Source organism: Epibacterium sp. HA2-3 (assembly GCF_055693725.2).
The window spans coordinates 3,068,029-3,078,661 of sequence record NZ_CM172490.1; the positions used below are offsets into that span (position 1 = coordinate 3,068,029).

10 protein-coding genes are annotated in these 10,633 nt (G+C 58.0%); 5 read left to right on the top strand and 5 right to left on the bottom strand.

All coding sequences use genetic code 11. The features are described 5' to 3' along the window. The first annotated feature begins 87 nt into the window (after positions 1–87). On the top strand, positions 88–822 hold the full coding sequence (locus ACZ1HH_RS14410) for a metallophosphoesterase family protein (RefSeq protein WP_472636966.1): 735 nt from the start codon (positions 88–90) through the stop codon (positions 820–822). A 206-nt stretch (positions 823–1,028) separates the two neighbouring features. Here the strand turns inward: ACZ1HH_RS14410 and tdh are convergent, their stop codons facing one another. From tdh to ACZ1HH_RS14425, 3 genes are all read right to left on the bottom strand, one after another. Continuing rightward, complete coding sequence (gene tdh / locus ACZ1HH_RS14415; RefSeq protein WP_472637332.1) at positions 1,029–2,060, bottom strand: L-threonine 3-dehydrogenase; 1,032 nt, start codon at positions 2,058–2,060, stop codon at positions 1,029–1,031. A gap of 16 nt (positions 2,061–2,076) precedes the next feature. Continuing rightward, a complete protein-coding gene (locus ACZ1HH_RS14420; RefSeq protein WP_472636967.1) occupies positions 2,077–3,261 on the bottom strand; it encodes a glycine C-acetyltransferase in 1,185 nt (394 codons plus the stop codon). 164 nt (positions 3,262–3,425) lie between these two features. Further along, a complete protein-coding gene (locus tag ACZ1HH_RS14425) occupies positions 3,426–3,992 on the bottom strand; it encodes a helix-turn-helix domain-containing protein (protein ID WP_472636968.1) in 567 nt (188 codons plus the stop codon). A gap of 108 nt (positions 3,993–4,100) precedes the next feature. On the opposite strand from ACZ1HH_RS14425, the gene ACZ1HH_RS14430 reads away from it, so the two are divergent. Next, on the top strand, positions 4,101–5,276 hold the full coding sequence (locus tag ACZ1HH_RS14430) for an acetyl-CoA C-acyltransferase family protein (RefSeq protein ID WP_416367654.1): 1,176 nt from the start codon (positions 4,101–4,103) through the stop codon (positions 5,274–5,276). 109 nt (positions 5,277–5,385) lie between these two features. Here the strand turns inward: ACZ1HH_RS14430 and ubiB are convergent, their stop codons facing one another. Together ubiB and ubiE are read right to left on the bottom strand one after the other, a co-directional pair. Continuing rightward, positions 5,386–6,912, bottom strand: a complete 1,527-nt coding sequence (gene ubiB, locus ACZ1HH_RS14435) for a 2-polyprenylphenol 6-hydroxylase (protein WP_472636969.1) — start codon at positions 6,910–6,912, stop codon at positions 5,386–5,388. Between the two features lie 3 nt (positions 6,913–6,915). Further along, positions 6,916–7,668, bottom strand: a complete 753-nt coding sequence (ubiE, locus tag ACZ1HH_RS14440) for a bifunctional demethylmenaquinone methyltransferase/2-methoxy-6-polyprenyl-1,4-benzoquinol methylase UbiE (protein ID WP_472636970.1) — start codon at positions 7,666–7,668, stop codon at positions 6,916–6,918. A gap of 86 nt (positions 7,669–7,754) precedes the next feature. Here ubiE and mutM point away from each other — a divergent pair, with 86 nt between their 5' ends. The 3 genes from mutM to rpsT all read left to right on the top strand — a co-directional run bounded on the left by mutM (position 7,755) and on the right by rpsT (position 10,036). Then, positions 7,755–8,606 carry a bifunctional DNA-formamidopyrimidine glycosylase/DNA-(apurinic or apyrimidinic site) lyase gene (gene mutM / locus ACZ1HH_RS14445; protein WP_472636971.1) on the top strand — a complete coding sequence of 284 codons (852 nt, stop codon included), beginning with the start codon at positions 7,755–7,757 and terminating at the stop codon, positions 8,604–8,606. A gap of 65 nt (positions 8,607–8,671) precedes the next feature. Continuing rightward, complete coding sequence (gene acuK, locus ACZ1HH_RS14450; RefSeq protein ID WP_011540340.1) at positions 8,672–9,448, top strand: acryloyl-CoA hydratase; 777 nt, start codon at positions 8,672–8,674, stop codon at positions 9,446–9,448. Between the two features lie 324 nt (positions 9,449–9,772). Then, positions 9,773–10,036: a 30S ribosomal protein S20 gene (rpsT, locus tag ACZ1HH_RS14455; RefSeq protein WP_011540341.1), complete on the top strand. Its 264-nt coding sequence runs from the start codon at positions 9,773–9,775 to the stop codon at positions 10,034–10,036. Positions 10,037–10,633: the final 597 nt, after the last annotated feature.

Genomic DNA, 10,633 nt, shown 5'->3' on the forward strand with positions numbered 1-10,633 from the left:
GGCACGCCATTGTGCGATCAGCTGCGCGCACCATTATTTGTAACGAGCCCGCGCGCCCTGACCGAAGATAAATGAAAGACGCTTCTTATGACCAAGCCCATCTACGCTATTGGTGACATCCACGGACAAACCGAACAACTGGAGCGCGCTCTCGAACTGATCGAACGTGATGGCGGGGCAGAGGCCGAGATCGTCTTTGTAGGCGACTATGTGGATCGTGGTCCTGACAGCCGTGGCGTGATCGACCGCCTCATGCAAGGGCAGGCCGATGGGCGCAACTGGACGTGCCTAAAGGGCAACCATGACCGTATGTTTTCTTGGTTTCTGGAAGAATTCCCAAGAGAAGATCCGCATCTCCCCGTGGCGCTTTACTACTTGCAGGAGCGTATCGGGGGCGCTGAAACACTGGCGTCCTACGGCATCAGCTGCGCGCCAGAGGATCGCACGTCCGTTGTGCATGAAGCGGCACGGGCAGCCGTGCCGCAACAGCATCTGAGCTGGGTCGACTCGCTGCCGCTGTTCCACCAAACGGGCGCGCAGTTTTTTGTCCACGCCGGCATTCGCCCCGGTGTTCCCCTGATGGATCAGGCTGAACAGGACATGCTCTGGATTCGCCAAGGTTTCCTGGAGCATACCGAGGCACATCCACACCTGATCGTCCACGGCCACACGGCTGAAAAGCACCCGGTCCATTATGGCAATCGTGTCGATATTGATTGTGGAGCGGGCTATGGGCGCACGCTGGTGCCTGTGGTGTTCGAAGGAGATCGCGCATGGTGCCTGACGTCCGGGGGCCGACAGCATCTTGCGCCGGGCTCGTAATCGAGGAAGGCCGACAGTTTTGCGGGAAATTTGTTATTCAGGCGCTCGCAAGGGTTGTATAACGGACTTCATGGCTAACGCTCTGCGGTTTTGCATACCCCTGCAAAACAGGATCTCTTGAGGTCCGTTGCGTTTTGTTATGCTTCACGTTGTCCTTACTGCGGCAGGCGCCCTCGCAAAGGGTCGCCTGCCTCTTTTCAAGGTGCTCAGCCTCCAGTCCAGTCGAGTACAACCTTGCCGCTTTGTCCTGATTTCATGGCGGCAAAGCCTTGTTCAAACTCATCGACCGCAAACCGGTGGGTGATCACCCCGCTTACATCCAGGCCGTTTTGCAGCATCGCGATCATCTTGTACCAGGTCTCGAACATCTCCCGTCCATAGACGCCTTTGATGGTGATGGCCTTGAAGACGATCCGAGACCAGTCGACGGGGGATTTGCCAGGGGGAATACCAAGAAGCGCAATCTTGCCGCCCATCACCAGCGCTTCGACCATCTGGTCCAGCGCCTGTTGATTGCCGGACATTTCGAGGCCGACATCAAACCCTTCCCTGAGGCCAAGTTCATGCATCACATCGTTGAGATCCTCGACGGCGACGTTGACCGTACGCACGCGTGTGACCTCATTGGCGAGCGCCAGGCGATCCGCGTTTACATCGGTGATCACCACATGGCGCGCGCCCGCATGCCGTGCCACGGCGGCCGCCATGATCCCGATCGGACCGGCTCCCGTTATCAGCACATCCTCACCGAGGAGATCAAAGCTCAAGGCGGTGTGGACCGCGTTGCCGAGTGGGTCGAGGATGGCGCCGATCTCATCCGGAATGTCATCGGGCAGCGGCACCACGTTAAAAGCGGGCAGGCGCAGGTATTGCGCAAAGGCCCCTTGCTCGTTGACTCCAATCCCGCGCGTTCCCGGATCAAGGTGAAACTTGCCTGACCGCGATTGACGGCTTTCTGTACCAATCAGATGCCCTTCGCCCGAGCACCGCTGCCCAACCGAGAGACCGGTCACATTGCGCCCCAGCTCAACGATCTCGCCTGCAAACTCATGACCCGTGATCATCGGAACCGGCACCGTGTGCGCAGCCCAATCATCCCAGTTCCAGATGTGAATATCTGTACCGCAGATGCCGGTCTTGTTGATCTTGATCAGGACCTCATCCGGGCCGATTTCGGGCACTGGGGCCTGGACCATCCAAAGCCCCTCTTGGGGTTTGGATTTCTCTAGGGCTTTCATTGTATTGGGCCGCATGTCAGATCACTCCACAGGCCTTGCCCGCACGCTCAAACGCGTTCAGGGCTCGGGTCAACTCGTCTTGGGTCAGGGCGGCGTTCATCTGGGTGCGGATGCGGGCTTGTCCTTTTGGCACCACGGGAAAGAAAAACCCGGAGACATAGACGCCCTCTTCAAACAGTTTATTGGCCATTGCCTGAGCCAGTTTGGCATCGCCCAGCATCACCGGGATGATCGGGTGCTCTCCGGGTAGCAGGTCAAAACCCAGACGGGTTAGCCCTTCGCGCCAGATCGTGGCGTTTTCAAACAGTTGTCGGCGCAGGCTCTCGCCTTCCTCGACCAGGCGGATCGCCTCCAGCCCGGCAGCCACCACCGCGGGCGGTAGGGAGTTTGAGAACAAATAGGGGCGCGCCCGTTGGCGCAGCAGATCGATCACGGGCTTCGGACCGGCGATGTAGCCTCCAATCGCACCGCCCAGCGCCTTGCCCAGCGTGCCGGTCAGGATATCGACGTCCACGCCGAAGTGATCCGGCGTACCTGCACCTTTTGGCCCCATGAAGCCGGTTGCATGACAGTCGTCCACCATCACCACCGCGTCATACCGATCGGCAATCTCCCGGATCGCAGGCAGGTTGGCGAGGTAGCCATCCATGGAGAAAACCCCATCAGTTGCGATCATGATGTGGCGCACGCCCTTGGCACGCGCGTCCTTCAACTTCGCCTCGAGATCCTCCATGTCATTATTGGCATAGCGATAGCGCTGTGCCTTGCAAAGACGGATGCCGTCGATGATCGAGGCGTGGTTCAGGCTGTCGGAAATGATCGCATCTTCAGGGCCGAGCAACGGCTCGAACAACCCGCCATTGGCGTCAAAACAGGCTGCAAAGAGGATCGAATCGTCCTTGCCGAGAAAATTTGCTATCTTCTGCTCCAGCGTTCGATGCAGATCCTGTGTCCCGCAGATGAAGCGCACAGAGGCCATACCATAACCTTTTTCGTCCATCACGGATTTTGCGGCGGCGATCAGATCGGGATGGTCGGCCAGCCCAAGATAGTTATTGGCACAAAGATTGATAACCTCGCGGTCCCCAACCCGGATCTCGCCGCCCTGAGGCGAGGTGATCATTCGCTCGCGCTTGTAGAGACCATCGGCTTCGATCTGCGTCAGGGTTTCGCTGATGTGGCTGAGAAAAGCATTGGACATAAGCACGACTCCGGTTGTTTCCCGAAGTCTGTCATAGTGGACATGCATCCGTAAAGGTGGAATTTCGGTTTTACGGAAAAAAATCCGTGATTGCGGATTTGCCTTCTTCTAACCGGAAATATCCCGGGGTGAATTGGCCGGATGGCCAAGAGGGGCAGCGCCCCTCAGCCGTTCTTTACGATCAGAAAGACGCGCGCAGCCCCGTCAGGTGCCGCGATGGCATGTGCCACGTCCGCTGCATATCGGGCTGTGTCGCCTGGTTCGAGCCGATCCTCGGCGGTTCCAGAGGTCAAAACCACGCGGCCTTCCAGGACGGTCAGTTGTTCGCGAGTGCCGGGCGCATGCGGCTGACTGTTCAGCGCGCCGCCGGAAGCAAAGCTGATGTCATAGACCTCATGACCTCCCACATCCTCAGGCGGAGAGAGGATGGCGATCGTGCAATGGGCGGCTTTGCTGTCGATCACTGGCACATCGCGCGCGCGCAGCACGTCGATCCGATCTGCGGCTTCTCCGGCCTCGAGGAGACCTGCGAAATCCACCTGGAGGGCACGAGTGAGGTTCCAGAGCGTTGCGATAGTTGGTGAACTTTCGCCACGTTCAATTTGGCTCACCATCGAGCGGCTGACCCCCGAGAGGTTTGCCACGGCTTCAAGGCTCAAGCCCTGCGCCCGTCGTGCCTCTTTAAGGCGTGCTGGCAGGAGGGTCAGGATATCGTCTGTTGTGTCCGTCATGGCGGAAGTAGTGGCGCGACCTTCCAAGCCTGTCAATGACGGGACGTTCTGCGCGACAGGTTCATGCTGCAGGTGCATACTGTCGCGAACGGACACGAGGAGTGAGAGATGACAGATATTGTGATTCTGGATGGCGCCCGCACTGCGATCGGAACCTTTGGTGGCGCGCTGGCCCAGACGGCGCCGATAGATCTTGGAGCGACGGTCGCCAAAGCTGCGATGGAGCGGTCTGGTGTCGATCCTGCTCAGATCGGCACTGTTGTCTATGGTCATGTGATCAACACCGAACCACGTGATATGTATCTGTCGCGGGTGGCAGCGATGCAGGCGGGAATTCCAGAAAGCACGCCTGCGATGAATGTGAACCGCCTCTGCGGGTCCGGCGCGCAAGCCATCGTATCAGGAATCCAAGCCTTGATGCTGGGAGATGCTGAATACGCTCTGACCGGCGGAGCAGAAAGCATGTCGCGCAGTCCATTCATCACACCTTCGACCCGCTGGGGGCAAAAGATGGGTGACGTGAAATCGCTCGACATGATGCTGGGCGCTCTGAATTGCCCGTTTGGGACTGGCCACATGGGAGTGACGGCAGAGAATGTCGCAGATGAGCATGAGATCACGCGCGCTCAGATGGATGAGTTCGCGCTGGATAGCCAGACCCGGGCCGCTGCCGCCATCGAGGCCGGCTACTTCCAAAGCCAGATCGTGCCGGTTGATGTCAAGGTGAAGCGGGACATGGTTCCGTTCGAAGTCGATGAGCATCCAAAGGGCACATCGATGGAGGCGCTCTCCGGGCTGCGTCCGGTGTTCAAGAAGGATGGGCGTGTGACGGCTGGCAATGCGTCGGGAATCAACGATGGCGCGGCGGCATTGGTGCTCGCCACAGCCGAGGCGGCTGAGAAATCCGGTCTGAAACCCAAGGCTCGTATCCTCGGATATGCCCATGCAGGTGTTCGCCCGGAGGTCATGGGCGTAGGTCCGATTCCGGCTGTAGAGCAGCTTCTGAAGCGGATTGATATGACTGTTGGTGACTTTGACCTCATTGAATCCAACGAGGCCTTTGCGGCGCAGGCTCTGGCCGTCAACAAGGCACTTGGGTTGGACAGTGCCAAGGTAAATCCGAATGGCGGCGCAATTGCCCTGGGCCATCCGGTCGGCGCAACCGGCGCCATCATCACTGTCAAAGCGCTCTATGAGCTGGAGCGCACTGGCGGGCGCCGCGCGATCATCACCATGTGTATCGGGGGCGGGCAGGGGATCGCCCTCGCGATCGAACGGATCTGACCCGAAGGTTCGAGCGAACGTGGAGGGGCTTTGCCCCTTTGCGCGTCCGCGCATTCACCCCAAGATATTTTCAGTTAGAAGAAGGTACAGACCCGTTCTGTGCCTTCTTCTATGTCAGGTGGGTAAAAAGGAGAGTCGCCAGAATCCCGAGGGCGGCACCTGCCGAAGCGGCGCGCTTCCACGGCCGCCGTTTGTTTTGGGGCTCCGGCTCTTGCGCTTGTGCGATCAAGGCTCGTTCGACAAGAGTAGGCAAGCGCGGGCCAAATCTGGCAAGAACCCGGGCGGTCTTGCCCAGATCAGCAGCGATTGCGCGCGGGCCGATGGAGGCTTTGATGTAGTCTTCGACTACGGGTTTTGCGACATCCCAGATATTGATCCGCGGGTCCAGCGAGCGGGCGACGCCCTCCACCACCACCATGGTGCGCTGCAAAAGGATCAACTCGGTGCGGGTTTCCATTCCAAAACGCTCTGTGACCTCAAAAAGGTAGTTCAGCAATCTACCCATGGAGATATGGGTGGCATCCATCCCGAAGATCGGTTCGCCCACGGCGCGCAGAGCGCGTGCGAATTCGTCAACGTCTTGGCTCGCGGGGACATAGCCCGCCTCGAAATGCACCTCGGCAACGCGCTTGTAGTCGCGCTTGATGAAACCATAGAGGATCTCTGCATAGACCCGACGGGTGTAGAGGTCGATATGCCCCATAATGCCGAAGTCATAGGCGATGATATCGCCATTGGCGGCGACCTTCATATTGCCCTGATGCATATCCGCGTGGAAGTAGCCATCGCGCAGAGCATGGTTCAGGAATAGGGACAAAACCCTCTCGCCCAGGGCGCGGCGATCATGGCCAGCACTGTCGAGTGCATCATTGTCCCCTATCGGGAGCCCGTCGGCCCAGCCCAGCGTCATGACGCGACGCGCGGAGTAATCCCACAGGACGGGCGGCAGCTGAAATCCTGCATCCTCAGCGGTGTTGTCTGCAAATTCCGACGCAGCCGCGCTCTCGAGACGCAGGTCCAGTTCGCCACGCACCACGCCATCAAAATGGGTGATCACATCCATGGGGCGCAGACGTTTTGCACCGGGGGCAAAGAGTTCCGCGATCCGGGCTGCAAAATAAAAGGCGTCGACATCCTTGTGAAAGGCGCGCTCGATGCCGGGGCGCAGGACTTTGACCGCGACATCTTGGCCTGTTTCTTTCAGACGTGCCCGGTGAACCTGTGCAATCGAAGCGGCGGCGATGGGTTCCGAGAACTCCGAAAAGATCTCGTCAACCGGGCGACCGAGTTCCTTGGCCACTTCGGCCATTGCGACTTCGCGCGGGAAGGGCGGGAGCTTGTCCTGCAAGACACGCAGCTGTCGCGCCATATCGTCCCCGACCACATCCGGGCGGGTTGAGAGAACCTGGCCAAATTTGATGTAAGCCGGTCCAAGCGCCGTGATGGCGCGCGTCGCCGGCGGCATCTCCGGGTCGCCTTTGTAGCCCAGCCACTGAAACGGCCAGCCAAGTGTATAGGCTACCATGCGCAACGGGGCGGGTGCATCAAAGGCGTCGAGCACCACATTCATGGCACCGGTGCGCACCAAGGTGGCTCCCGTTCGGATCAGGCGAATGATGTTGTGAGGTCCGCGCATCGATCAGATCTTCCAGCCTGAATGCAGGGCGGCGATGCCCATCGACAGATTGCGATATTTGGCATTCTCGAACCCGGCACTCTTTACCATCCCGAGGAAGGTTTCCTGGTCTGGGAAGTTGCGGATCGATTCAACCAGATATTGATAGCTGTCATAATCGCCTGCAATCATCTGCCCCATGCGGGGGATCACATTGAAACTATAGAGATCGTAAAGTTTTTGCAGTCCGTCATTGGGAAGCTGGCTGAACTCCAGCACCATAAGGCGACCGCCTGGCTTCAAGACGCGGTACGCTTCGTTCAGCGCTTCCTGGGGGCGGGTCACATTTCGAATACCAAAAGAAATTGTGTAAACATCAAAGGTGTTGTCTTTGAACGGCAGCGCCATTGCATCGCCCGTCACCCAATCCAGGCACTCGGCCATCTGCTCTGCTTCGGCACGTTTGCGCCCTTCCTCGAGCATCGGAGTGGTGAGATCGAGCACCGTCGAATGGCCATGGCCTGCGCGTTTCAGGAACCGAAAGGAGATGTCACCAGTACCACCTGCAACATCGAGAAGGCGCTGACCGGGGCGCGGGGCGAGCCAGTCCATCATCGCATCTTTCCAGATCCGGTGGATGCCGACGCTCATAACATCGTTCATGATGTCGTATTTCGAGGCAACGGAGTTGAAGACCCCCTGCACGCGGCCTGCCTTTTCGTGCTCTGGCACGGTTTCAAAGCCGAAATGGGTGGTGCTGTCAGATTTCTCGGTCATTGGCCTTGTCGTCCTCGCAGTTTCGCCCTTGTTATAGAGCGCTCACGGGGCGGCACAATGCGCCCTTCTGTCAGGGGAGTCCTCTAATGCCTGAATTGCCCGAGGTCGAGACGGTGATGCGCGGTCTGCAGCCTTCCATGGAGGGTGTCGTCATTGCGCGCGCAGATGTGAATCGGCCAGATCTGCGTTGGCCCTTTCCCGACCGCATGGCAGAGCGACTGTCTGGGCGGCGGGTGCTCTCGATGCGGCGGCGGTCAAAATACATCCTTGCCGATCTCGACAGCGGCGAGACGCTTTTGGTTCATCTTGGCATGTCCGGGCGGATGACAGTGTCGGGCGACCCGCTGGGGCAGTTTGTGCATTCACATCCGCAGCTTGAGAAACATGATCATGTGGTCTTTCACATGGACAATGGCGCACGCGTCACGTTCAACGATCCACGCAGGTTTGGCGCGATGGATCTTCTGGAGACGGCCAAGGCCGACAGTCATAAGTTGCTGGCAGTTCTGGGCCCGGAGCCTTTGGGGAACGATTTTCATGAAAGTCACCTTGTTTCTGCATTCAAAGGGCGCAGGACGCCGGTGAAATCTGCGCTGCTCGATCAGGGAATCATTGCGGGCCTGGGCAATATCTACGTCTGCGAAGCGCTTTTCAGGGCCGGCATTTCGCCACGTCGCGAAGCTGGAAAAATCAGCACATCGCGCGTCACATCGCTGGTTCCGATCATCCGTCAAGTGTTGCAGGATGCGATCGCCGCGGGCGGGTCCTCACTCAAGGATTTCCGCCAAGCTAATGGAGAACTTGGATATTTTCAGCATACCTTTGATGTCTACGGGCGCGAAGGAGAACCCTGTCGACGCGCCGGTTGCACCGGAACGGTCACTCGAATCACTCAATCCGGCCGGTCGTCGTTCTACTGTGGCAAGTGCCAAAGATAACTTGAAAGCGAGGGCTGCCGTGATAAGGACTCAGGCTCAGGAGAAACAACCGAAAGCGAATTGTCATGGCCTATGAGACGATCAACGTCGATACTCAGGACCACGTCTGCCTCATCAAGCTGAACCGGCCTGAAGCGTTGAACGCGCTCAATTCCGTCCTATTGGGCGAGTTGTGTGCCGCTTTGGAAGAAGCGGACGCCAGCGACAAAGTGCGCTGCATCGTGCTGACCGGATCGGAAAAGGCATTTGCAGCGGGCGCCGACATCAAGGAGATGTCGGAGATGAGCTATGTGGATGTGTTCACATCCAACCTCTTTGCGGACGCCAATGACCGGATCGCTGCCATCCGCAAACCGATCATCGCTGCGGTGTCTGGCTATGCGCTGGGCGGCGGATGCGAAGTGGCCATGATGTGTGATTTCATCATCGCGGCTGAGACAGCGAAATTTGGCCAGCCCGAGATCAATCTGGGTGTCATTGCCGGTATGGGCGGCACGCAACGCCTCACCCGTTTTGTGGGCAAGTCGAAGTCGATGGACATGAATCTGACCGGCCGCTTCATGACTGCCGATGAGGCAGAGCGGGCAGGTCTGGTGTCGCGCGTGGTTCCGGCCAAAAAGCTGATCGAAGAGGCGATGGCAGCAGCCTCTAAGATCGCCGAGAAATCAGTTCTGACCTCGATTGCGGCCAAGGAGGCCGTCAATCGCGCGTATGAATTGCCGCTTAGCGAAGGCATGCTCTTTGAGCGGCGGGTCTTCCATTCCATGTTTGCGACGGAAGACCAAAAGGAAGGTATGGCAGCGTTTCTAGAAAAACGCGAAGCCCAGTTCCGAGACAAGTAACCAGATTTAGCGAGGGGCGGCGGAATTTTGTCTCTCGCACATAGATAGTTCTACTCCGGCGATCCTGCCAATAATAACAGTGCCTTACAGTCTTTCAGAAAACGGACCTTCGGGTCCGTTTTTCATGTTTGGAAGGCGCGTTTCGGCAGGGGCACCTCTGCGCGAAAGGAGAACTTGCGCTTTTCTGGCGAATCCAGTAGGTACCGTCGTCATACATGCGCGTGCAGCCCGCTCAGGCTAGAATCACGACCGGTGATCTGATCCGGGTTCGGCTGGCATTCGCCATATCTGTAAAATACGAACTCGAAAATAAGGCACCATACCATGGCAAACTCTCCTCAGGCTAAGAAGCGCGCACGTCAGAACGAAAAGCGCTTTGCCATCAACAAAGCTCGTCGTTCGCGCATCCGCACTTTCCTGCGTAAAGTTGAAGAAGCCATCGCATCCGGTGACAAAGAAGCAGCGACCGCAGCTCTGCGTGCCGCACAGCCTGAACTGATGCGCGGTGTGACCCGCGGCGTTTACCACAAAAACACCGCTTCCCGCAAAATTTCGCGCCTGGCCGCACGCGTAAAAGCACTCGGCTAACGCTTCTATTGCGCTCCATGTGCAATGATTCCGATTTCCCGCCACAGGTCGGCGAGGTCGAAGATTTGAACACCCAAAAGCACCGCCAAGCGCGGTGCTTTTTTGTTTTAGGGATTCCCGTCACTTCCGGCGAGTCGCGGGGATTCTTTGTCATGGGAGTCCGAGTCAACATCATAGTTTCGTTGCCGCTCCATGCCTGAAATTGCTACCTATGTTTCAGCGATTCATTCGCTGGGGGGACAGGCTGCTCACGACGACTCTAACGGGCATTAGGGTTGTTATTCTCCGTGTGTTGCGCTCTGCGCGCATCACCCGATTGATGTTGTCAAAGCGCTACGCGCTTTGAACACGGCGTCAGGCAACTGTCTCTTTCAGTGAATTAAGGGCGAGCGTTTTTCGTCGCGGGTGGTTTGTGTTTTTCCGCGCATGTCACAACGTTGTTTTCGAGTTTCGAAACACGTGGAGATCAGTCTGCATGCAGCCTGGTAACGCTCTTTTTGTGCCCAATTGCACCGGGATGTTCTGAGCAGAACAGCCCGACTGGGACGAAACGACAGGCCGTGAAACGGCCACAACACAGGATGCGTGAGGCGCAGC

Excerpts from the sequence above, each read along its gene's own strand:
- acuK (WP_011540340.1), top strand. The coding sequence starts at position 8,672 with ATGGCCTATGAGACGATCAACGTCGATACTCAGGACCACGTCTGCCTC.
- rpsT (WP_011540341.1), top strand. The coding sequence starts at position 9,773 with ATGGCAAACTCTCCTCAGGCTAAGAAGCGCGCACGTCAGAACGAAAAG.
- ubiE (WP_472636970.1), bottom strand. The coding sequence starts at position 7,668 with ATGACCGAGAAATCTGACAGCACCACCCATTTCGGCTTTGAAACCGTG.
- tdh (WP_472637332.1), bottom strand. The coding sequence starts at position 2,060 with ATGAAAGCCCTAGAGAAATCCAAACCCCAAGAGGGGCTTTGGATGGTC.
- ACZ1HH_RS14425 (WP_472636968.1), bottom strand. The coding sequence starts at position 3,992 with ATGACGGACACAACAGACGATATCCTGACCCTCCTGCCAGCACGCCTT.
- mutM (WP_472636971.1), top strand. The coding sequence starts at position 7,755 with ATGCCTGAATTGCCCGAGGTCGAGACGGTGATGCGCGGTCTGCAGCCT.
- ACZ1HH_RS14420 (WP_472636967.1), bottom strand. The coding sequence starts at position 3,261 with ATGTCCAATGCTTTTCTCAGCCACATCAGCGAAACCCTGACGCAGATC.
- ACZ1HH_RS14430 (WP_416367654.1), top strand. The coding sequence starts at position 4,101 with ATGACAGATATTGTGATTCTGGATGGCGCCCGCACTGCGATCGGAACC.
- ACZ1HH_RS14410 (WP_472636966.1), top strand. The coding sequence starts at position 88 with ATGACCAAGCCCATCTACGCTATTGGTGACATCCACGGACAAACCGAA.
- ubiB (WP_472636969.1), bottom strand. The coding sequence starts at position 6,912 with ATGCGCGGACCTCACAACATCATTCGCCTGATCCGAACGGGAGCCACC.